The organism is Saccharospirillum sp. MSK14-1, assembly GCF_003054965.1.
GTDB lineage: Bacteria > Pseudomonadota > Gammaproteobacteria > Pseudomonadales > Natronospirillaceae > Saccharospirillum.
In genome coordinates this window covers 34,102-55,701 of the sequence record NZ_MIES01000002.1, presented here as the reverse complement: position 1 = coordinate 55,701, position 21,600 = coordinate 34,102, and the positions used below count along the sequence as shown (strand labels likewise).

At 55.4% G+C, this 21,600-nt stretch carries 18 protein-coding genes; 14 read left to right on the top strand and 4 right to left on the bottom strand.

What is annotated here, in order from left to right; all coding sequences use genetic code 11:
• Positions 1–56: 56 nt before the first annotated feature.
• Both relA and mazG read left to right on the top strand, forming a co-directional pair.
• Positions 57–2,300 carry a GTP diphosphokinase gene (gene relA, locus BGP77_RS00270; protein ID WP_108162733.1) on the top strand — a complete coding sequence of 748 codons (2,244 nt, stop codon included), beginning with the start codon at positions 57–59 and terminating at the stop codon, positions 2,298–2,300.
• Between the two features lie 9 nt (positions 2,301–2,309).
• Positions 2,310–3,143, top strand: a complete 834-nt coding sequence (mazG, locus tag BGP77_RS00265; protein ID WP_108162732.1) for a nucleoside triphosphate pyrophosphohydrolase — start codon at positions 2,310–2,312, stop codon at positions 3,141–3,143.
• A gap of 65 nt (positions 3,144–3,208) precedes the next feature.
• On the opposite strand, the gene uvrA is transcribed toward mazG, so the two are convergent.
• Positions 3,209–6,049 carry an excinuclease ABC subunit UvrA gene (gene uvrA / locus BGP77_RS00260; protein ID WP_108162731.1) on the bottom strand — a complete coding sequence of 947 codons (2,841 nt, stop codon included), beginning with the start codon at positions 6,047–6,049 and terminating at the stop codon, positions 3,209–3,211.
• 148 nt (positions 6,050–6,197) lie between these two features.
• On the opposite strand from uvrA, the gene BGP77_RS00255 reads away from it, so the two are divergent.
• The 5 genes from BGP77_RS00255 (at position 6,198) to BGP77_RS00235 (ending at position 11,029) form a co-directional block, all read left to right on the top strand.
• Entirely contained in the window at positions 6,198–7,421 is a 1,224-nt protein-coding gene (locus BGP77_RS00255; RefSeq protein WP_158269224.1) for an MFS transporter, read from the top strand.
• A gap of 95 nt (positions 7,422–7,516) precedes the next feature.
• Positions 7,517–8,134, top strand: a complete 618-nt coding sequence (locus BGP77_RS00250) for a single-stranded DNA-binding protein (RefSeq protein WP_108162729.1) — start codon at positions 7,517–7,519, stop codon at positions 8,132–8,134.
• 9 nt (positions 8,135–8,143) lie between these two features.
• Entirely contained in the window at positions 8,144–9,049 is a 906-nt protein-coding gene (locus BGP77_RS00245) for a sugar nucleotide-binding protein (protein WP_108162728.1), read from the top strand.
• Complete coding sequence (locus tag BGP77_RS00240) at positions 9,046–10,263, top strand: hypothetical protein (protein WP_146171152.1); 1,218 nt, start codon at positions 9,046–9,048, stop codon at positions 10,261–10,263. The genes BGP77_RS00245 and BGP77_RS00240 overlap by 4 nt, the downstream gene beginning before the upstream one ends.
• A gap of 97 nt (positions 10,264–10,360) precedes the next feature.
• Positions 10,361–11,029: a flagellar brake protein gene (locus tag BGP77_RS00235; protein WP_108162726.1), complete on the top strand. Its 669-nt coding sequence runs from the start codon at positions 10,361–10,363 to the stop codon at positions 11,027–11,029.
• Positions 11,030–11,043: 14 nt separating this feature from the next.
• Here the strand turns inward: BGP77_RS00235 and BGP77_RS00230 are convergent, their stop codons facing one another.
• Positions 11,044–12,012: a polyprenyl synthetase family protein gene (locus tag BGP77_RS00230; RefSeq protein WP_108162725.1), complete on the bottom strand. Its 969-nt coding sequence runs from the start codon at positions 12,010–12,012 to the stop codon at positions 11,044–11,046.
• A 271-nt stretch (positions 12,013–12,283) separates the two neighbouring features.
• Between BGP77_RS00230 and rplU the strand changes: the two genes are divergently transcribed.
• The 7 genes from rplU to BGP77_RS00195 all read left to right on the top strand — a co-directional run bounded on the left by rplU (position 12,284) and on the right by BGP77_RS00195 (position 19,220).
• Entirely contained in the window at positions 12,284–12,595 is a 312-nt protein-coding gene (gene rplU / locus BGP77_RS00225) for a 50S ribosomal protein L21 (protein WP_108162724.1), read from the top strand.
• Between the two features lie 12 nt (positions 12,596–12,607).
• Positions 12,608–12,862, top strand: a complete 255-nt coding sequence (gene rpmA, locus BGP77_RS00220; protein ID WP_108162723.1) for a 50S ribosomal protein L27 — start codon at positions 12,608–12,610, stop codon at positions 12,860–12,862.
• A 145-nt stretch (positions 12,863–13,007) separates the two neighbouring features.
• Positions 13,008–14,195 (top strand): Obg family GTPase CgtA, encoded by a 1,188-nt coding sequence (gene cgtA, locus BGP77_RS00215; RefSeq protein ID WP_108162722.1) that lies wholly within the window; start codon positions 13,008–13,010, stop codon positions 14,193–14,195.
• Between the two features lie 46 nt (positions 14,196–14,241).
• Positions 14,242–15,375 carry a glutamate 5-kinase gene (proB, locus tag BGP77_RS00210; RefSeq protein ID WP_108162721.1) on the top strand — a complete coding sequence of 378 codons (1,134 nt, stop codon included), beginning with the start codon at positions 14,242–14,244 and terminating at the stop codon, positions 15,373–15,375.
• Positions 15,372–15,992 (top strand): DNA-3-methyladenine glycosylase I, encoded by a 621-nt coding sequence (locus BGP77_RS00205; protein ID WP_108162720.1) that lies wholly within the window; start codon positions 15,372–15,374, stop codon positions 15,990–15,992. Before proB ends, BGP77_RS00205 begins: the two co-directional genes overlap by 4 nt.
• Before the next feature lie 72 nt (positions 15,993–16,064).
• Positions 16,065–16,550, top strand: a complete 486-nt coding sequence (locus BGP77_RS00200; protein WP_108162719.1) for an isoprenylcysteine carboxylmethyltransferase family protein — start codon at positions 16,065–16,067, stop codon at positions 16,548–16,550.
• Positions 16,551–16,598: 48 nt separating this feature from the next.
• Positions 16,599–19,220, top strand: a complete 2,622-nt coding sequence (locus tag BGP77_RS00195; protein WP_108162718.1) for an RND family transporter — start codon at positions 16,599–16,601, stop codon at positions 19,218–19,220.
• On the opposite strand, the gene BGP77_RS00190 is transcribed toward BGP77_RS00195, so the two are convergent.
• Both BGP77_RS00190 and BGP77_RS00185 read right to left on the bottom strand, forming a co-directional pair.
• Positions 19,217–20,605 (bottom strand): aspartate ammonia-lyase, encoded by a 1,389-nt coding sequence (locus tag BGP77_RS00190; protein ID WP_108162717.1) that lies wholly within the window; start codon positions 20,603–20,605, stop codon positions 19,217–19,219. The genes BGP77_RS00195 and BGP77_RS00190 overlap by 4 nt on opposite strands.
• 96 nt (positions 20,606–20,701) lie before the next feature.
• The gene (locus BGP77_RS00185) at positions 20,702–21,574 is read right to left on the bottom strand and encodes an HlyC/CorC family transporter (RefSeq protein ID WP_108162716.1); all 873 of its coding nucleotides are present in this window, start codon (positions 21,572–21,574) and stop codon (positions 20,702–20,704) included.
• Positions 21,575–21,600: the final 26 nt, after the last annotated feature.

Below are 21,600 nucleotides of genomic sequence, written 5' to 3'. Positions count from 1 at the left end.
CGGCCCGGTCGCTCGTTCGAATCGGATGGGTTCGGGCGCACAATGAAGAGACCTAGATGGTAAAGGTACGGGAAGACCAGCCGGTATTCAGTGACGGCACCGTCGATCTGGAATCCTGGTTGGATCGCATAGAAAACAAAGCGCCGCTGATTGACAGTGATGAGCTGGTGCGCGCCTGTCGCATCGCCCGTCTGGCCGAGCAGGAAGCCGACGAGAAAAAAAATCATTGGGGCGAAGGTGAGTCCGCCTATCGAACGGGTCTGGAAATGGCCGAGATTCTGGCCGATTTGAACCTGGATCAAGAGGCGCTGATTGCTGCCATTCTCTATCGCACCGTGCGTGAAGAAGAACTGCCACTGGATACGGTACGCGATCAGTTCGGTCCTCAAGTCGCCTCGCTGATTGAAGGCGTGCTGCGCATGGCCGCCATTCATACCCAACACAAATCCACACGAGCGTCGGTACTGGGTTCAAACGAAACTCAGGGTGAAGCCGTGCGCAAAATGCTGGTGGCGATGATCGACGATGTCCGCGTCGCCTTGATCAAACTGGCCGAACGGACCTGTGCGATTCGCGCGGTTAAGCACGCGCCAGCGGCGCGCAAATACAAAGTCGCCCGGGAAGTATCCGATATCTACGCGCCTTTGGCCCATCGTCTGGGCGTGGGGCAGTTGAAGTGGGAATTGGAAGATCTGTCGTTCCGCTATCTTGAACCACAGGACTATAAAAAAATCGCCAAGCTGCTCGATGAAAAGCGGCTCGATCGTCAGCACTACATTGAAAACGTTCAGTCCATTTTGCAGGCTGAAGTTGAGGCCGCGGGCATCCAATCGGAAATTCAGGGCCGCGCTAAACACATCTATTCGATCTGGCGCAAAATGAAGCGCAAATCGATCAGCTTTAGTCAGGTTTACGACATTCGTGCTTTTCGAGTGCTGGTGCCTGACGTGCGCGATTGTTACACCGTACTCGGTATTGTGCATTCGCTGTGGCGACACATACCTCGCGAGTTTGATGACTACATTGCCTCGCCCAAATCCAATGGGTATCGCTCATTGCATACGGCGGTGATTGGTCCGGAAGGCAAGGTCGTGGAAGTGCAGATCCGCACACACGCCATGCATGAAGACGCCGAACTGGGTGTCTGTGCGCACTGGGTTTATAAAGGCACCGATGCCAAGGGCAACACCCATTCGCGCGGCTATGAAGAAAAGGTTAACTGGTTGCGTCAGGTGCTGGAATGGCACGACGAGCTGGGTGGCATCGAGGAAATGGTCGAAGAGCTCGGTTCGGATGTAGAGACCGACCGTATTTATGTGCTGACACCCGAAGGGCATGTGGTCGATCTTGGGCGTGGTGCGACCCCCATTGATTTCGCTTATAAAATTCACACCGACGTCGGAAACCGGTGTCGTGGCGCTAAGGTGAATGGCCGAATTGTACCGCTGAATCATCAACTGAAAATTGGTGATCAGGTATCCGTTTTAACCGGGCGCGAACCCAGCCCGAGTCGGGATTGGCTGAATCCGGACCTGGGTTATGTCCATTCCAACCGGGCGCGGGCCAAGATTCGGCACTGGTTTAAATCGCTGGATCGAGATCAGAATCTGGCGGAAGGTCGCGCCATGTTGATGCGTGAATTACAACGCTTCAATCTTCCCAAGCTGGACATGGATGAAGTGGCGGTGCTGGTTAATTATAACAACGCCGACGATATGTACGCCGCCATCGGTGCAGGTGATTTGCGCTTGATGCAGGTGGTGCATGTTGCCGAAAGTCTGGCGAATCCAGACCAGCCCGATGAAATTCAACTGGGCGAAGTGACGGAGCATAAATCCAGCGGTGATCTGGTGATTCATGGTGTTGGCAATATGCTGACGTCGATTGCCAATTGCTGTAAGCCGGTGCCCGGCGACCCGGTGGTGGGTTTTATTACCATGGGTCGGGGGGTGTCGATTCACCGCCAGGATTGCGTCAATTTGTTGCAGCTGAAGAGCCGCGAACCCGAACGCATTATCGAAGTCAGCTGGGGTGGTCGCTCGCGTCGTACTTACCCGGTGGACATTACCATTCTGGCCTACGATCGAACCGGTTTGCTGCGCGACATTATGATGGTGATGGCCAACGCCAGCTTGAACGTGACGTCGGTAAATACGTTGTCGAACAAAGATGAAAGCCAGGCTGATATGAAGCTGACATTGGAGATTGAAGACATTGATGCGCTGGGTAAAGTCATGGCGCAATTGTCGAAAATTCCCAACGTGGCAGATGTTCGCCGTGCCTTTCATCAACCCCATTAAGAGTCTGTTATGAGCGAACGCCGCTACGGCTACGACGACCTCAAAACATTAATGCAACGATTGCGCGATCCAATTGATGGGTGCCCTTGGGATCTGCAACAGGATTATCGTTCGATTGTTCCGCATACACTGGAAGAAGTGTATGAGGTCATCGACACCATCGAACGCGGTGATTACCCGCACTTACGTGAAGAGCTGGGTGACTTAATTTTCCAGGTGGTTTTTTACGCGCAGATTGCGCGCGAAGAAGAACGCTTCGATCTCGACGATGTGATCCACGATCTGGTGGTCAAGTTGCTGTATCGCCATCCGCATGTATTTCCCGAAGGAACACTGGACAGTCGCGTCGATCCAGAGCAGCGGCCGGAAACTGAAGCGGTTAATCGCAACTGGGACAAACTCAAAGATCAGGAAAAAGTGAACAAGCCACAGACCAATGGTTTGCTTGATGATATTCCCCGAGCGCTGCCAGGTTTGTTGCGTGCACGAAAGCTGCAAAGCCGGGCGGCCCGCGTTGGTTTTGACTGGCCATCAACCGATGAAGTCTACGCCAAAATTGATGAAGAATTGGGTGAGCTGCGTGAAGCCGAGGTCAGTGGCGATGCCGACGCGATTGAAGACGAATTGGGTGATGTGCTGTTTGTCATGGCCAATCTGGCGCGACATTTAAACGTTGATCCCGAACAAGCCCTGCGTCGTACCATGGCTAAATTTGAACATCGCTTCGGTCACGTTCAGCAACAGGTTCGAGCCAGTGGTAGCGACTGGTCGGCGTTCAGTTTGGAACAGCTGGATGTGTTTTGGGAGGAAGCCAAGCAGCGTCCGCCTGAACCGTCTGGTTAAGCTAATCGACACTGTTTAAGGCATAAAAAAAGCCCGGCTCAATGAGCCGGGCTTTTGCGTTTTGGTCAGGCCGTTTTGGCACGTTTTTTCAGCAACGGTTTCAGGTAGTAACCGGTAATGGAGTTTGGATTTTTACTCACCTCAGCCGGCGTACCTTCGGCAATGATCTGCCCACCTTTACTGCCACCTTCAGGCCCCAGATCGACGATCCAGTCAGCAGTTTTGATGACGTCCAGGTTGTGCTCAATCACCGCCACGGTGTTGCCGTCATCACGCAAGCGATGCAGCACGGCCAACAATTGTTTGATGTCGTGGAAGTGCAGGCCCGTGGTGGGCTCATCCAGAATATAGAGTGTGCTGCCGGTATCTCGTTTTGATAATTCACGCGCCAGTTTAACGCGTTGAGCTTCACCACCGGACAGGGTGGTCGCACTCTGGCCCAGCTTAATGTAGGTCAGGCCGACGTCGATTAAGGTTTGCAACTTGCGCGCCAGTGCCGGTATCGCATCGAAAAATTCGCGGCCTTCTTCAATGGTCATTTCCAACACTTCGTGAATGTTTTTGCCCTTGTAGCGAATCTCCAGCGTTTCGCGATTGTAGCGGCGTCCGTCGCAGACATCGCAGGACACATAAACGTCGGCCAGGAAGTGCATTTCCACCTTGATCACACCATCGCCCTGGCAGGCTTCACATCGGCCGCCTTTGACGTTGAAACTGAAACGCCCCGGTTGATAACCACGTGAACGCGCTTCCTGAGTGCCGGCGAATAATTCACGAATGGCAGTAAAGGTGCCGGTGTAGGTGGCCGGGTTGGAGCGCGGTGTGCGGCCAATGGGGCTTTGATCGATATCGACCACCTTGTCGAAATGGTCCAGACCTTTGATGTCTTTATAAGGCGCTGGCGAGAGGGTGGTGTTTTTGTTCAGTTTGGCCGCGGCCAGCGGATACAGGGTTTGGTTGATCAGTGTTGATTTTCCGGAGCCGGACACACCGGTGATGCAAGTCAGCAAGCCGACTGGCAGGTTCAGAGTCACGTCTTGCAAATTGTTACCATGCGCACCGGTGATGGTGAGCTGACGTTTGGCATCGGCCTGCGTCAGCTTAGCAGGAACGGCAATCGCTTCTTGGCCGTTGAGGTATTTGCCGGTCAGCGATTTCGGGTTGGCCATGATCTCAGCCGGTGTTCCGGCCGCCACAATTTCACCGCCATGCACACCGGCACCTGGGCCGATATCGAGCACATAATCGGCGGCGCGAATGGCGTCTTCATCGTGTTCCACCACCAAAACGGTGTTACCCAGATCGCGCAGATTGGTCAGGGTTTGCAACAGCCGATCGTTGTCGCGTTGGTGCAGGCCAATTGAGGGTTCATCGAGAATGTACATCACACCGACCAGACCGGCGCCTATCTGGCTGGCTAAACGAATACGCTGAGTTTCACCACCGGACAGCGTATCGGCGCTGCGATCCAACGTCAGATAATCCAGGCCAACGTTGACCAGAAAGCTCAGTCGTTGACCAATTTCGCGCAGAATTTTGTCAGCGATTTGCGCTTTGGAGCCGGTCAGATTCAGGGTGTCGAAATAGTTCAGCGCATCGCCGATGGCCATGTGCGTTACTTCGGGCAGGTTGATGCCATTGACGAAGACATGGCGTGCACTTTCTTTCAAACGGGAACCGTGACAGCCCGGACAATCTTGTTCGGTCAGGAACTTGGACAGTTCTTCGCGCACCATCTGGCTGTCGGTTTCGCGGTAGCGCCGTTCCATATTGGGCATCACACCTTCAAAGGTGTGCTGGCGGCTGTATACCGCACCACGGCTGTTCACATAAGAGAATTCGATCTCAGTGTTGCCACTGCCTTCTAAAACGATTTTTTGAAACTTCTTGGGCAGTTTGCTAAAGGCTACGTCGATATCGACGCCGTAATGTTCGCCCAATGCCTGTAACTGGCTGAAGTAATAGACGGCGCGACGATCCCAACCGGAGATGGCGCCTTCGGCGAGTTTCAGGCTCGGATCGCGCACCACTTTGCCGCCGTCGAAATAGTGTTTCATGCCCAGACCATCGCACTGTTCACAGGCGCCGGCCGGGTTGTTGAAGGAAAACATGCGCGGTTCGAGTTCGGCGATGGCATAGCCACACACCGGGCAGGCAAAGCGGTCGGAGAACAGTAGATCCTCACCATCGCCGTCCATCCATACCACCTTGGCGGTACCGCCGGACAAGGTCAGGCAGGTTTCGAACGATTCGGCCAAGCGCAGCTTCAGGTCGTCACGCACTTTGAAGCGATCGACCACGGCTTCAATACTGTGCTTACGCTTTTTATCCAGCGCCGGGACTTCGTCCAGATCCATTACCGTACCGTCGACACGAACGCGCACAAAACCCTGGCCGCGCAGTTCGTTGAACACGTGTAGGTGTTCGCCTTTACGGTCGTCGATCAGCGGCGCCAGCATCATCAATTTGGAGCCTTCCGGCTGGGCCAATACCTGATCGACCATCTGACTGATGGTCTGGGCGGCCAGCGGTTCATCATGATGTGGGCAGCGCGGTTCGCCAACTCGGGCGTAAAGCAGACGCAAATAATCGTAGATTTCGGTGGTGGTACCGACGGTCGAACGTGGGTTGTGACTGGTGGTTTTTTGCTCGATGGAAATGGCCGGTGATAAACCTTCGATGTGATCAACATCGGGCTTTTCCATCATCGACAGGAACTGGCGGGCGTAGGTCGACAGTGATTCGACATAGCGCCGCTGACCCTCGGCATAGAGCGTATCAAAGGCCAGTGAGGATTTGCCGGAACCGGAGAGACCGGTCAGTACGACCAGTTGATCACGCGGGATTTCCACGTCGATATTCTTCAGGTTGTGGGTACGAGCCCCCTGGACGGTGATTTTGTCCATCTGTTCCTCTTGGCGTTACGGCTGCGGTCAGACACAAAAGCGAAAGTGTACTGTATGTATGTACAGAACCCAAGCGGCGCCACCGGGTCGATCTTTTCTGATAAGATGCGCGCCTTCGCACTCAGTTGGATACGCAGACAGCCCCGTCATGGCTTTCAATTCCCTGGAAAAACGCGCGCTCTTCGGGCTGGGAACACTCTATGCCGCTCGTATGTTGGGGCTGTTTATGGTGTTGCCGGTGCTGACGCTCTACGGCCAGCACTTAGTCGGCGCCAGCACTCAGACACTGGGGTTGGCGCTGGGCATTTATGGTGTCACTCAGGCGCTGTTACAAATTCCTTTAGGCATGTTGTCGGACCGATTCGGTCGTAAGCCGGTAATTCTCGCCGGACTGTTGGTGTTCTTTGCCGGTTCGGTGCTGGCGGCGTTGGCCGATGATGTGATCTGGCTGATTGTTGGTCGCGCCTTACAAGGCAGTGGCGCCATTGCCAGTGTGGTGTTGGCCTTGTTGGCTGATTACACCCGCGATGGTGAACGCACTAAGGCCATGGCGATCGTCGGCGCTGTGATCGGTGGATCCTTTGTCTTGGCGGTGATGGTCGGGCCCTGGCTGGCGGGTGGTTTTGGCTTGGCTGGACTGTTCTGGGCGACCGCTGCGCTGGCGTTGTTGAGCATGCTGATTCTGCTGTGGTTGCCGCAACCACCAGCGCCGGTGGTGCATCGCGAACGTCAGTGGCGAGGCAGTCAGTTGGGCGCGGTGTTGCGCGATCGTCAGCTAACGCCACTGAGCTTGGGCATTTTTTGTCTGCACCTGACCATGACTGCCTTGTTTGTTGGCCTGCCGGTGATGCTGACGCGTCAGGGTGTGGCGCAGGGGCATCTGGGCTGGATATACGCGCCAGTGATGGTGCTGTCGTTTGTCGCTATGGCGCCGTTGATTATGATTGCCGAGCGCCGTCGCTTGCATGTGCCCGTGTTGCTGTTTGCCGCGGCGCTGGTGTTGCTGGCAACCTTATTGCTGGGTTTGAACCGCTGGGTTGTTTTGAGCGTTGCGCTGACCTGGTTGTTCTTTGTGGGCTTTAATCTGATTGAAGCCAGCTTGCCGTCCTTGCTCAGTCGTCGTGCTCCGGCGGATGCGCGCGGCACCGCGATGGGATTGTTTTCCACCGGTCAGTTCCTGGGCGCTGCCTGTGGTGGTGTCCTGGGCGGTTGGGCCTTCAGTCGCTTCGATCAGGTCGGTATAGCGGTGTTGGGCGCGACCCTGATGGCACTGTGGATGGCGGTGCTGTGGCTGGCTGAGCGCAGCCCGGCTGAGCATCGCTCCGACACTGGGGCTGGGAGTGATTCCACATCGACGGCAAGCCACAATTGACCACGGCAGAGTCCGCCGTGATGATACACACAATTCAGAAGTAAGAGGCGGCCCGGACGGCTGCTATCAAGCGCTTAACCTACAGGATATTGATCATGGCTAAAGGTACGGTAAACAAGGTCATCATTCTCGGGCGGCTGGGGCAGGACCCAGACGTTCGGGCAACCGCATCAGGCACTCAGGTGGTTAACCTGAATGTGGCAACCAATGAGCTGGGTCCGCAGGACGAGCAGGGCAATCGCCAGGATCAGACCGAATGGCACCGCATTGTCATTTTTGGTCGCATGGCTGAAACCGCTGCCAATTATCTGCATAAAGGGTCGCTGGTTTACATTGAAGGCCGTCTGCAGACGCGCAAATGGCAGGACCAAAACGGTCAGGACCGTTACTCCACTGAGATCGTGGCCCGGGACATGCAGTTTGTTGGTGGCCGTAATGACGGTGGCTCCGGTGGCCAGTCCAATCAAGGCGGTGGTTTCGGTGGCGGCCAGTCTAATCAAGGCGGCGGCTTTGGTGGCGGTCAACCTCAATCGCAACCTCAGGGCGGTTTTGGCGGTCAGCAGAACACTGGCGGCTATGGTGGCGGTCAACCCAATCAGGGGGCTGGTTTTGGTGGTGGTCAGCAGCCGGCACCCAGCCAGCCAGCGCCACAGACCGGCTCGCAGCCGGGCAATAACAATTTCGACGACTTTGACGACGATATTCCTTTCTGAGGTCGCTTTGTGAACATTTTGGTGACCGGTGCTGACAGTCAGGTGGGTCAGGCCTTAAAGCGTTTGTTGATCAGTCGGGAAGTCGCTTTTGTCGCCGTTGAACGAAGCCAGTTAGATATTACCGATCCGGCCGCCATCGCGGCTTGTCTGGACGAGATGTCGCCGGATTATCTAATTAATACCGATGGGTTAAACGACGCCAATCTGGCCCAGCAGGATTCGGTGGCCAGTTTTTCACTCAATCGTGATGGTCCGGCTTTGTTGGCGCAGGCCTGCGCTCAGCGCGGTATTGGTATGGTGCAATTGTCATCAGAGCGTGTATTTGATGGCACCAAAGCATCGGCCTATGTGGAAACCGATACCCCCAATCCGCTGTCGGTACTTGGCGACAGTCAGTGGTCGGGTGAACAGGCGATACGTGCGGCCTGCCCGCAACATTTGATTGTGCGGACGTCCTGGGTATTCGGCCCGGATGGCAATAATCCGTTGACCCGGCTGCTTGATCAATTAACCGATCGTTCGGTACTGAGTCTGTACAACGATCAGCAAGGCTGCCCGACACCCGCTGCCGATCTGGCACGGGTGATTTTCGCCATGCTGGAACAGGTTGATTGCCACGTGGATCCGCCGCTGTGGGGGACTTACCACTATGTGGGCAGTGACCGCACCGACTGGCGAACCTTTGTTGAAACCGTGGTCAAAACCGCGAAATCCTATGTCGATGTCAGCGTCGAGCAGCTCTCGGAAATGGCGTTGACCGATGCGCCGGAAACGCCGGTGCAACGACCGGTTAACGCCGAGTTGAGTGCTCGTAAAGTGTTGGCGACCTTTGGCATTAAGCAACAGCCTTGGCGCCGTGGTATTCAGGATGCCTTAAAAGCTCTGTATGAGAGTCAGGTAGAGGATACCCAGTGAGGCTGATACGCACCCTGATGCTGGTCCTGGTGGTGGTCGCCGCTGCGCTGGCTGGTTCGTTCTGGTGGCTGACGGAAAGCGACGATGCGGTACCTCGTACCATTATCCCGCTCAGTGATCTGCGCAAATACCGCCAATGGTTGGAAGACTATCATCCGGCTCGCCTGGTCAGTGGTGAAACCTATGGCATTGTCGTCGCCGAGGACGATATTCAGAAGCTGGCCATTTTGCTGGCGTCGACTCAGCCACGCCTGGCGCACTCTCAGTTTCACGCCGATGTCTCTGAAGAACAGCTGACTCTGGATGTCTGGTGGCCCACTGGGGTGCTGGATCGTTATCTGCCGCTGCAATTCCGCTGGCGCCCGCAAGCGCCGTTTTATCTGGACCAGTTGAGTATCGCGGGTGTTCGTTTGCCGTCTTATCTGCTGGAGCGCGTTAATCTGCGCCTCGCAGCGATTCCTTCCGTCGCAGACGCCGAACGTTTGTGGCGTCAGCTCAACCCAAGTGTGACTCTGTCCGAGGGGCAAATCGCTGTAGAAGTGGTATGGGATGACCCGATGATGGCTGAGTGGATGCAACGCTTTGCACCTTTCTGGTCGGACCCTCGCCAGGTCGAACAACTGCGCGATGAAGTGCTGTGGTTGGGTGACTGGTTTGAGCAGCAGGATGCATTTCGTATCCCACTGCGCGTGGCCATGCGGGCTATGTTGTCGCGGCCGGACTTTAACTGGGATGAGCATGCCCCGGCGATGCTGGGTGCGCTCAGTTATGCCGCTCTGGGATCGTCATCCGGGCTGATTCCTGGCGAAGACTTGCCCGCGTTGCCATTTAAGCGACTCACGCTGCAGGGGCGTTACGATCTGGCTCGACATTTTGTGCTGGCGATGTGGTTGGGCACTCAGATGTCGCCTCAGTCGGTGCTGGAGTTGGCGGTGTATAAAGAATGGTCTGACGCGCTCACACGCCCCACCGGATTCAGCGCCGAAGACATGGTGGCTAATGTTGCGGGCCTGGAAATGTTAGTCTGGTTGCAGTCATTGTCGGCACAAGAACGTAAAGAAATCGGCCCGCTGACCGATGACAGTCTTATGCCGCCGGAAACATTCTGGCAGCCCTGGATGCAAGAAGGCGAAGTTCTGACCGAAACCCAACTGCGTGAGCTGGTGTCGTCAACACGCGACTGGCTTGCCGGAAGCCCCTTGTATCGGCCCTGAGGCCGGGCTGTAGCGACCGGTTTATCGAAGAGTACTCCTGAGCGTCAGTCGTCAACTTCGGTTGGACGTAGCGGGAGTCAGTGGAGGATGCCTGGCGATGGCCAGTATCGAATTCAGCAAGTTACGCTTGACCACCGGTCTGAGTATGAAACTCGAGGTGGAAGGCGGTGACAGCAAGCGTCACAACATCAATCTGATCGGCTATATTCCCGGGCGTACCGTTCTGGTGACAACCCCCTTGCTGGGCGAGCATCGGCCTTTACTGTTGCGTAAGGATCAAGGTGTGATCGTGCGCTTTTTCTCCAATAAGAGCGCCTGTGCGTTTCGCACTCAAGTTGCCCATATCTGTACCACTCCGGCGTATTACCTGCACCTTGCCTGGCCCGACCGTGTTGAGGCCGGTGAGATTCGTAAAGCGGAGCGGGTGCTGGCCAATATGCAGGTCACCATCGTCAATCAAAGCAGCACGACGGGTGAACGGGGTACCGGTGCGATTGTCGACTTATCGACCACCGGTGCGCGCTTGGAAACGCTGCAGGCATTGGGTAAGCCGGGCGATATTTTGTTGCTGACCTCGAAAGTGACGGTGGGCCATGTCACTCGAGTTATTTCCATCGAATCGCAGATTCGAGCGGTGCTGGATCGACGCGAACTGGCCAACAGCGCGGCGGCTTACGGGATCGAATTTAAATACGTATCTGACATCGACTTTCTGGCGCTGCAGGCGTTCGTTAACGCCCAGATGGCGCGCGGCGCTGAGCGTTAATGCCGGCGACCGTCTCAGTTGTCGCGTGCGATCGCCAGTTCAGCCAGGCTCGCCAGCGCTGTCTTGTAAGGACTTTCCGCGAAACCATCGAGCTGTTGCAAGGCGTCTTCCACCTGGCGGTGGGCCTGTGCTTTAACGTAATCGATGGCGCCGCAGCGGTGTACGATGTCGAGAATGGCGTCTAGGTCATCCAGGCCGCCTTTGCGGATGGCTCGCCGAATCAATTGAGCCTCGCTCTCAGAGGCCTTCTGCATGGCGTGAATCAGCGGCAGCGTGGGTTTGCCTTCGGCTAAATCATCCCCGACGTTTTTCCCCAGCTTGGCAGCATCACCGTCGTAGTCGAGCACATCGTCGATCAATTGAAACGCCAGGCCAAGCTTGAGTCCATAGGTCGCCAGTCGTTCGCAATCGGCATTGTTTTGCCCGCTGAGCAGTGCACCGGTTTCGCTGGCGGCCTGAAACAGAATGGCGGTTTTGCCTTTGATTACATCCATATACTGAGCTTCTGTGACATCCGGGTTGCGCACGTTCATTAACTGCATGACTTCGCCTTCAGCCAGTGTTCGAGTCGCAACCGCCAAGCGATTCATCACCGACATCTCGCCAATCTCGACCAGCAATTCAAAGGCGCGGGCATAGAGGAAGTCACCCACCAATACCGAAGGCGCATTGCCCCAATTGGCGTTCGCGGTGGGTTTGCCTCGGCGCATATCAGAGGTATCGACAACATCGTCGTGCAATAAGGTGGCGGTATGGAGGAACTCGATAACGGTTGCCAGCTTGTGATGGCGGTCGTCGATGCCGCCACACAGGCCAGCACTGAGCAGTGTCAGTAACGGGCGCATGCGCTTGCCGCCACTGGAAATGATGTGATCGGCAATCTTTTCGACCAAAGGGACTCGGGATTCCAGTTGCGCCAGTATGGTTCGGTTAACAGCGGCGAAGTCATCGGCAACGACAGTGAAAATGGCGTTCTGGTCCATGTGGCGATCGGGTCCTGCTCTGGCTGGATAGGGCGGCTAGCTTAACAGGGCGGAGCGACGGCGTCAGGCTGGACTGACTGGGTTGAACAGTTTCGTCGCAATCGGGACAAAACGGGCTTGCGCAGCAGGGGGGTTATCCGTACAATTGCGCGCCCTGATCGATCCGCTTCATTCCCTGTCATAGGGTGCTCCCAGCGTAGGCGTTGCCTTTAGCAGCAGGTTTTAAGTAATGAGGTCGGTGCGGGTCGGACACATTCAGATGGAGAATCCCATGTACGCTGTAATCGTAAGTGGCGGTAAACAGTACCGCGTCAGTGAAGGCGACACGCTGAAACTGGAAAAAATTGAAGCCGAAACCGGCGCTAACATCGATTTTGATAAAGTGTTGCTGGTAGCGGATGGCGATAAAATCACGGTGGGCGAGCCTGCTGTGAAGAGCGCCAAGGTTTCTGCCGAAGTGGTGGCTCATGGCCGTCACAAGAAGGTGAAAATCCTGAAGTTCAAACGCCGTAAGCATCACATGAAGCAGATGGGCCACCGTCAGTGGTTCACTGAAGTTAAGATCACTGGTATTTCAGCATAACGGAGAGAAACCATGGCTCACAAAAAAGCAGGTGGTAGTACTCGTAACGGTCGCGATTCCGAAAGTAAACGCTTGGGCGTGAAAGCCTTCGGTGGCGAAGCCGTTTCTGCTGGCTCTATCATCGTTCGTCAGCGTGGCACTCGTTTCCACGCCGGCGATAACGTTGGCATCGGCAAGGATCACACCTTGTTCGCTAAAGCCGACGGTAAGGTGGAATTCACCATCAAGGGCAAAGAAAAGCGCAAGTTCGTCAACATCGTCGCTTAATCGACGGTTCTAACGCTCTTGCAAAAAGCCCTGCCTTGCAGGGCTTTTTTTATGTCCAGCGATGGACGCTAGACTGTCATAATCAACGTATCAAAATGCCGCGCCAGTGGCGCACACCGCATTCAACCAGAGGTTGCAGCGAACGATGAAATTTGTGGACGAAGCCAGTATCAGCGTCGAAGCCGGTAAAGGTGGCAGTGGCTGTGTCAGCTTTCGGCGCGAAAAATTCGTCGAGAAAGGCGGCCCGGATGGTGGTGACGGTGGTCACGGCGGCAGTATCTGGGTGAAAGCCGATGATGGCGTTAACACCCTGATCGACTATCGCTTTACCCGTCGCTATAAGGCGGAAAACGGGGAGCCGGGCAAAGGCCGTGATATGACCGGTCGCGCCGGTAAAGACACCACCTTGATTCTGCCGGTTGGCACGACGGTCATCGACGCTGATACCGAAGAGGTGCTGGCCGATCTGCGCAGCGCCGGTGAAACCGTGAAAATTGCCCAGGGCGGCTATCGCGGCGTGGGCAATACCCGTTTTAAATCCAGTACCAACCGCGCACCGCGTCAGTTCACCAAAGGCACACCGGGTGAGTCGCGTAATTTGCGTCTGGAATTGAAAGTGATTGCCGACGTCGGTTTGCTGGGTTTGCCCAATGCCGGTAAGTCGACCTTGATCCGCTCGGTCAGTGCGGCCAAACCCAAGGTGGCCGATTATCCTTTTACCACCATGGTGCCGAATCTCGGTGTGGTGCGTATTGATGATTCGCGCTCCTTTGTGATGGCCGATATCCCGGGTCTGATTGAAGGCGCCTCCGAAGGCGCTGGCCTGGGCATTCGCTTCCTGAAGCATTTGGTGCGTACCCGTGTCTTATTGCATCTGGTTGATCTGTACCCGGTGGATGAATCCGACCCAGCGGTTAATGCCCGTGTCATTGCCGAAGAACTCGAAGCTTTCAGCCCGGCATTGGCACAGCGCGAACGTTGGCTGGTGCTGACGAAAACCGATCTGTTGCCGGACGATGAACGCCAGGCGCGCATCGATGCGGTGATTGACGCCTTGGATTGGGACGGCCCGGTATTCGCGGTTTCGGCGTTGTCCGGTGACGGCACCCAGGCGTTAACCGCTGAGTTAATGAATTGGTTGGAAGCCGATGATCAGGCGCTGGCTGACGATCCGGAACGATTGGAAGCCGACGTTGCCCACCGCGATGAAGTGGAACGCGAAGCCCGTGAGCGCATTCAGTTGCTGGCTCAGCAGCGTCGTGCCAAGCGAGCCAAAGATAACGATGACGACGATGATGACGATCACGAGGTCGAAATCATTTATGCGCCTTGAGCGCAGCGCTATGATGCCGCTGTCTAACGCTTAGAGGAGAACGCCGGTGGGCAGTTCCCGGCAACGACATTCGGCGCTGACCAAGGGTCAGCGTTGGGTGATAAAAATCGGTTCGGCTTTGTTAACCAACGATGGTCGTGGCCTTGATGAAATCCGCATTCGCCAGTGGGTGGCTCAGATGGCCAGTCTGCGCGAGCAGGGTGTGGAAATCGTTTTGGTGTCTTCCGGCGCGGTGGCCGCTGGCATGAATCGGCTGGGCTGGACGACTCGTCCGGAGTCAATGGAGTTGTTGCAGGCTGCGGCGGCTGTGGGTCAGACCAAACTGGTGCAGACTTATGAGGAAGATTTCCAGCAACACGGTCTGCACAGCGCCCAAATTTTGCTAACGCACGACGATCTGTCTGATCGACGTCGTTACCTCAACGCGCGTTCAACGTTGCGCGCCTTACTGGCATTGCCAGTGATTCCAATCGTTAACGAAAACGACACCGTCGTGACCGATGAAATTCGCTTTGGTGACAACGATACGCTTGGCGCGCTCGTTGCCAATCTGGTCGAAGCGGATGCGCTTATTTTATTAACCGATCAAGACGGTTTGTTCGACGCCGATCCTCGTACCAATCCCAATGCCCGCTTGATTGAGCATGCGTTAGCCAGTGATCCGCGCCTGGCCGGTATGGCCGGCGGCGGCGGCGTTTTAGGTCGCGGTGGAATGGCCACTAAGGTGCGTGCAGCGAGTCTGGCCTCACGCAGTGGTGCGGTCACCGTGATCGCCGGTGGCCGGTTGGACGATGTCCTGCTGCGCATTCGCGCGGGTGATGCGCTGGGTACCGAGCTGATTCCGGATATGGAACCCCTGGTGGCGCGCAAACAGTGGCTCGCTGGTCAGTTGCAGACCAAAGGTGAAATATCGCTCGATGCCGGTGCCTGCCGGGCATTGTTGGAGCAAGGTAAGAGCTTGTTGGCGGTTGGTGTTACTGCCGTTAAGGGGCGTTTTCAGCGGGGTGAATGCGTGTCTTTGCTGGATGAATCCGGACGCGTGATTGGTCGTGGTTTGTGCAATTATGACAGCGATGACGCGACGCGGTTGATCAAGCAACCGTCGCGCGAATTTGAGCGCATTTTGGGCTTTATGGCCGAGCCGGAGCTGGTGCACCGCGATAATCTGGTATTGCTATGACGGCTATCCATGACGAATACCGGCGCTGTGGTTGGTGCAGCGGTGACGCCCTTTATCAGGCCTACCACGATCGGGTTTGGGGGCGGCCGGTTCGCGACAGTCGCGAACTCTTTGCCAAGCTCTGTCTGGATGGCCAGCAAGCTGGGTTAAGTTGGCTGACGATCTTAAAAAAGCAAGATAACTACTATCGTGCCTTTGCCGATTTTGACCCTGAGGCAATTGCCGCTTTCAGCGATGAAGACCTCGCTGAGCGACTCACTGATCCGGGCATTGTGCGTAATCGACTTAAAGTGGAATCCATCCGTCGTAACGCGCGAGCCTATTTGGCGATGATGGACGCCGGCGAAGATTTTGCCGTTTTTCTGTGGTCATTTGTTGGCGGTCAGCCAATCATTAATCGTTGGCAGCGTTTGGATCAGATTCCGGTCTCTACCGATGAAGCGCAAGCCATGTCCAAAGCACTGAAAAAACGTGGCTTTAATTTCGTTGGGCCAACCATCTGTTACGCCTTTATGCAGGCCACGGGCCTGGTCATGGATCATTTGACGGACTGCCATTGTTTCGAGGCGTGCGATGCCGAAGCAAGGGCTTTTGCGCCCGTTGTGGCAAAGTCATGACTTTCGACGGCTGCGCTTAATCGTGCAAAACCGTACAATCGCGCCGTCGAAATTGGCTATTGAGTTTTATTGATGCGGCATAAGCCCCCATTTTTGCCCCCGGCGCTGGGATTGCTGGTGATGCTTGCCATCTTTGCGCTGCATTTCATCATGCCACTGGGAATCTTATTTCCGTATCCCTGGAATTTTATCGGCCTGCTGCCGGTCGTTATCGGCGCCTTGTTGAATATCGCCGCAGACCGTGAGTTGCAGCGGGCCGGTACAACGATCCAACCCTTTGAACGCCCGACCTCCTTGGTCGATCGGGGCGTTTATCGTCTCAGCCGTAATCCCATGTATCTGGGGTCCATTAGCATCGCCGTTGGTCTGGCCATCTGGGTCGGCTCACTGTCTTCCTGGGTCGTGCTGCCGGTGTTTATATTGGTGCTGTACTGGGTGTTTATTCGTTACGAAGAGCGAGTGCTCGAACAGGAGTACGGTGCCAGTTATCAGGCATATTGCCAGCGGGTTTGTCGTTGGTGTGGCCGTTGCGAAGATCGCCAAGAGCGCGATCGTTAAGTAGCATGGGCACTTTGCTGCTCAGGCTTCGCCAAGGATAATTTCAGCATGTGGTTTCGTTTACTTAACGTCTATGAACGCCTGATCACCGAGCGTGCGCCCTGGTTGATGCTGGCTCTGGCCCTGGTTGTGGGCTTTCTGGGTTATCAATCGCGGCATTTTTCGCTGGACGCATCGGCGGAAAGTCTGCTGTTAGAAAATGACCCTGATCTGGAATTATTCCGCACCATCTCCGAACGATATGGTTCTCAGGAATTCCTGGTCCTGACGTTCACCCCCGAAGATTCACTGTTCACAGAACAATCACTGAATACATTGAGTGAGTTGCGCGATGAACTGCGCCAGCTGCCGACGGTCGAATCGGTGGTATCGGTGATGGATGTTCCATTACTGTCTAATCCGCCGGTACCGATGACCGAATTGGTCAGTAATATCAAAACGCTTGAAGATCCCGAAGCCAATCTGGACATGGCGCGTTCGGAACTGGCTAACAGCCCGCTCTATGTCAATCTGCTGTTGAATCTGGATGCCAATACCACCGCATTGCAGATCAATTTCCCGCGCGATGAGATTCAGGACCGGCTGCTTGAAGAACGTGAAACGTGGCAGGCGTTACGCGACAGCGACTCGCCAGACTTCCGAGAAGAAACGCTGGAAGCGGTAGAGCTGGCGTTGCAGGAACGCCGCGATGAGCGCTCTCAAGCCATTGGTGGCGCCATCGATTCGGTGCGTTCGATCATGACCGAGTACGACGAATACGGCGAGCTGCACTTAGGCGGCGTACCAATGATCGCCGATGACATCATTCGTTTTGTGCGCAGCGACTTAATTACCTTTGGTCTGGGTGTGCTGTTCTTATTGATTGCGACCCTGACGGCAATTTTCCGTCATCCGCGCTGGGTGGTCATGCCGATGATTTGCTGTGGTGTGGTGGTGGTTGCCATGCTCGGTATTCTCGGTTGGGGGCGCTGGCCGGTGACGGTGATCTCCAGCAATTTCATTTCCCTGCTGCTGATTCTGACGCTGTCGATGTCGATCCATTTAATCGTTCGATATCGCGAATTGTTGCGTCGTCATCCGGACTGGGAACAGCCGCAATTGGTCACGACGGCCGTGCGCCGCATTGCGGTTCCTTGTCTTTATATGGCACTGACCACCGGTGTTGCCTTTGCCTCTTTGTTGTTCAGCGGCATACGGCCGGTTATTAACTTTGGTTGGATGATGTCGCTGGGCATCGGTGTCGCCTTTATCGTCACCTTCTTATTGTTCCCGGCGATGATGGTCTTGCTGGGTAAAAATCAACGCACGGGTGAAAGTCGCAGTGGTGGCGCCGCCAGTCGCTTTTTTACCCGCCTGACACTGCGTTCAGGAGGTTGGATCTGGGTGGCGAGTATCGCTTTGGCGGGATTGACGCTCGTGGGTGTATCGCGCCTGGTGGTGGAAAACAGCTTTATCGATTATTTCGGTGAGAACACCGAAATTTATCAGGGCATGACGGTGATCGATCAACGCCTGGGCGGCACCACACCCTTGGAAGTGTTGATTAATTTCCCGGGCGAGGCGTCGTTGCAACCGGCTGAAGGCGTCAGTGAATCGGACTTGGACGAGGCCGCCGAAGACATGGCGAATATGGAGCCGTCGTCCGATGATGGGTTTATCGATGACTCCGAAGGTGCTTTTGTCGAAGAAGACTTTCTCAGCATGGATGGCGGCCAGGTCGGGTCTTTCCAAGACGACTTTGGTGGCGAAGACGACCCTCAGAAATACTGGTTTACCAGCGATAAAGTTGAACGCATTCGGGCGCTGCATGATTACCTGGATGCCCAGCCGGAAACCGGCAAGGTCATTTCACTGTCGACCATGGTGACCATCGCTGAATCCTTTAACGACGGCGAACCCCTGAGCAATATTCAACTGGCACTGCTGTACTCGGTCATACCCGCAGAATTTCGTGCGCTGGTGATCGACCCTTATGTCTCGGTTGAGCACAACCAGGCACGCATCAACGTGCGCATTCTTGATTCAATGGATGGTCTTAAGCGCGACGCCTTGTTGGAACGCATTGAAACCGATGCGGTAGAACAATTGGGTTTTGCACCCGACGAAGTGCAGCTCAGCGGTATGATGGTGTTGTACAACAACATGCTGCAAAGCCTGTTCGATTCGCAGATTAAAACCCTGGGCGCGGTCTTTGCCGGCATCATGCTGATGTTTTTATTGCTGTTCCGCAGCCTGAAGCTGAGCCTGATTGCGATGGCACCGAACCTGCTCGCGGCCGGTTGTGTGTTGGGTATTATGGGTTGGTTCGGCATTCCTCTGGATATGATGACCATCACCATTGCAAGCATCACCATTGGTATTGCAGTGGACAATACCATTCATTACATCGTGCGTTTCCGGCGTGAATTTGCCAAAGATGGTAAGTACGTTCGCGCCCTGAAACGCAGCCACGATTCGATCGGTAAAGCGATGTACTACACCTCCTTGACCATCATTCTGGGCTTTTCCATTTTGATGTTGTCGAACTTCCGGCCGACGTTGTATTTCGGTTTGCTGACGGCACTGGCGATGGTCGTGGCGCTGGTTGGCGCACTGACCTTGTTGCCGCGTCTGATCGTGCTGTTCCGGCCGTTTCCAACACCGCAGAACCTGACGCCGTCCGACGATTAAGACGGACGGCGTACCGGTTCAGAATGCGGATGAGCCAACAGAGTCGGGTCGAGTAGCGACGCCAGCTCCTCCTGTGACACATCGGTCATCTCAGCGGCCACCTCAATAATCGGGCGTCCATCTTTATAGGCCGCCTTCGCAATGTCGGCGGCTTTTTGATAACCCACCACCGGATTCAGTGCGGTCACCAGAATGGGATTACGGTGCAACGGTTCTTCGATGGACGTCTTATTCACGGTGATTCCGGCAATGGCTTTATCGGCCAGATGTTGGCAGGCCGTTGTCATCAAAGCCATACCTTGTAACAGATTGCGAGCGATCAAGGGCAGGCTGACGTTCAGCTGGAAATTACCCGATTGCGCGCCCAGCGTAATGGCTGCATCAAAGCCAATTACCTGATACGCAGCCATCAAAACCGCTTCGGGAATCACCGGATTGACCTTACCGGGCATGATCGATGAACCCGGTTGCAGTGCCGGTAATTCCAACTCAGATAACCCCGCCAATGGCCCGGAGTTCATCCAACGCAAATCGTTGCTGATTTTAATCAACGTCGCCGCTAAACCCTTCAAATGGGACGATAATTCCAACGACGCATCCTGGCTGCTGATGCCGTAAAAGGCGTTGTTGTGCGGACAGAAATCGCTCTGCAATTGCTGGTTTAGGTGAGCACAGAAACGTTCGGCGAAACCCTTGGGCGCATTGATGCCGGTGCCGATGGCCGTGCCACCTTGCGGCAATGCTTTCAGTCGGGTCAGACATTGCTGCAGTCGGCGTTGACTGGTACTTAACGCTTCGCTCCAGGCGGAAAATTCCTGCTCCAGAGTCATCGGCATGGCATCCATTAAATGGGTGCGGCCGGTTTTAACGACATCGCGAAACGCCTGACCGCGTTCATCAATCACATCGCGCAATTGGGTAATGGCAGGCAGTAATTCACTTTCCACTGCCAGGGCACTGCTGATTTGGATGGCCGTGGGAATGCTGTCGTTACTGCTTTGGCTGGCGTTAACGTCGTCGTTGGGGTGGATCGTCAACCCGCCAGCCTGATTGGCCAGGTAAGCGACCACCTCGTTGACGTTCATATTGGTGCTGGTGCCAGAACCGGTCTGGAATACATCGATGGGGAATTGCGCATCGAAATCCAGTGAACGGGCTTTTTCGGTAGCGGCGACGATGGCATCGGCGCGCTCTTGTTCCAGCGTTCCTAATTCGGCGTTAGCACGCGCCGCTGCCGCTTTGAGGCTGAGCAGGGCGTCGATGAAAGCGTTTGGCAGGCGTTCGCCGGAAAGTTGGAAGTTATCCAGAGCGCGAGCAGTCTGGGCACCATAGAGGGCATCGTCAGGAACCTGCAGTTCCCCAAAGCTGTCGGATTCGGTACGCATGACAGAAATCTCCACTGCAATTGATACAGCCAAGATTTTGGGGGTGAACGTGGCAAGTCAAGGGCGACCGGTGTCGCCCTGAAGAGATAAAGGGGTTTAGAGGTCGGCCTGACTGTCGAGGCGATTGACTTCGAAGGCACGCACCCGACGGTTATCAGCGTTGATCACGCGCACCATCAAGTCACCCAGGGTGATGGATTCATCCCGCTTCGGAACCTTGCCGAATTTATGCATGACAATGCCACCGATGGTATCGAATTCTTCATCGCTGAATTCGGTTTGGAAGTGATCATTGAAATCTTCGATCGGTGTCAGAGCCTGGACCAGGAAGCCGCCGTTGCCGTTGGGGCGGATGTTGGCGTCGACGGCGTCATCGTGCTCGTCTTCGATTTCACCGACGATTTCTTCCAGCACGTCTTCGATGGTGACCAGGCCAGCGGTTTGGCCGTATTCATCGACCACCACCGCCATGTGATTGCGGTTAGAGCGGAAATCTTTGAGCAGAACGTTGAGGCGTTTGCTTTCGGGGACGAAATTCACTGAGCGAATCAGGCTGGTCAGCCGAGCCTGCATTTGGTCGAGTTTGAAGCCCGTTTGCAGACCGAGACCCAATAAGTCTTTGGCCAGCAACACACCGACGACTTCGTCAGAATTTTCGCCCAACACCGGAAAACGGGAGTGGCCGGATTCGACGATTTTTCCCAGCCAGTCTTCGATGGTTTCGTCGGTTTCGACACTGACCATCTGCGAGCGGGGAATCATGATGTCGCGCACATGCATGTCAGAAACGTTCAACGCGCCTTCGATGATCTTAAAGGCTTCATTGTCCAGGATGTCTTTATCCTGAGCGTCTTTGAGGACGCTGAGCAGATCTTCGCGATCCTTGGGTTCCCCGGTAAAAGCGTCTGCCAGTCGATCCAGCCAGGATCGCTTCCCGGGGTTGCTACTCGTGGGTCGTTCGTCGCTCATGGCGCCATTGTTCCTCTGTTGTTACC

Coding starts and splice junctions, on each gene's coding strand:
- relA (WP_108162733.1), top strand. CDS start 57: ATGGTAAAGGTACGGGAAGACCAGCCGGTATTCAGTGACGGCACCGTC.
- mazG (WP_108162732.1), top strand. CDS start 2,310: ATGAGCGAACGCCGCTACGGCTACGACGACCTCAAAACATTAATGCAA.
- uvrA (WP_108162731.1), bottom strand. CDS start 6,049: ATGGACAAAATCACCGTCCAGGGGGCTCGTACCCACAACCTGAAGAAT.
- BGP77_RS00255 (WP_158269224.1), top strand. CDS start 6,198: ATGGCTTTCAATTCCCTGGAAAAACGCGCGCTCTTCGGGCTGGGAACA.
- BGP77_RS00250 (WP_108162729.1), top strand. CDS start 7,517: ATGGCTAAAGGTACGGTAAACAAGGTCATCATTCTCGGGCGGCTGGGG.
- BGP77_RS00235 (WP_108162726.1), top strand. CDS start 10,361: ATGGCCAGTATCGAATTCAGCAAGTTACGCTTGACCACCGGTCTGAGT.
- BGP77_RS00230 (WP_108162725.1), bottom strand. CDS start 12,012: ATGGACCAGAACGCCATTTTCACTGTCGTTGCCGATGACTTCGCCGCT.
- rplU (WP_108162724.1), top strand. CDS start 12,284: ATGTACGCTGTAATCGTAAGTGGCGGTAAACAGTACCGCGTCAGTGAA.
- rpmA (WP_108162723.1), top strand. CDS start 12,608: ATGGCTCACAAAAAAGCAGGTGGTAGTACTCGTAACGGTCGCGATTCC.
- cgtA (WP_108162722.1), top strand. CDS start 13,008: ATGAAATTTGTGGACGAAGCCAGTATCAGCGTCGAAGCCGGTAAAGGT.
- BGP77_RS00205 (WP_108162720.1), top strand. CDS start 15,372: ATGACGGCTATCCATGACGAATACCGGCGCTGTGGTTGGTGCAGCGGT.
- BGP77_RS00200 (WP_108162719.1), top strand. CDS start 16,065: ATGCGGCATAAGCCCCCATTTTTGCCCCCGGCGCTGGGATTGCTGGTG.
- BGP77_RS00195 (WP_108162718.1), top strand. CDS start 16,599: ATGTGGTTTCGTTTACTTAACGTCTATGAACGCCTGATCACCGAGCGT.
- BGP77_RS00190 (WP_108162717.1), bottom strand. CDS start 20,605: ATGCGTACCGAATCCGACAGCTTTGGGGAACTGCAGGTTCCTGACGAT.
- BGP77_RS00185 (WP_108162716.1), bottom strand. CDS start 21,574: ATGAGCGACGAACGACCCACGAGTAGCAACCCCGGGAAGCGATCCTGG.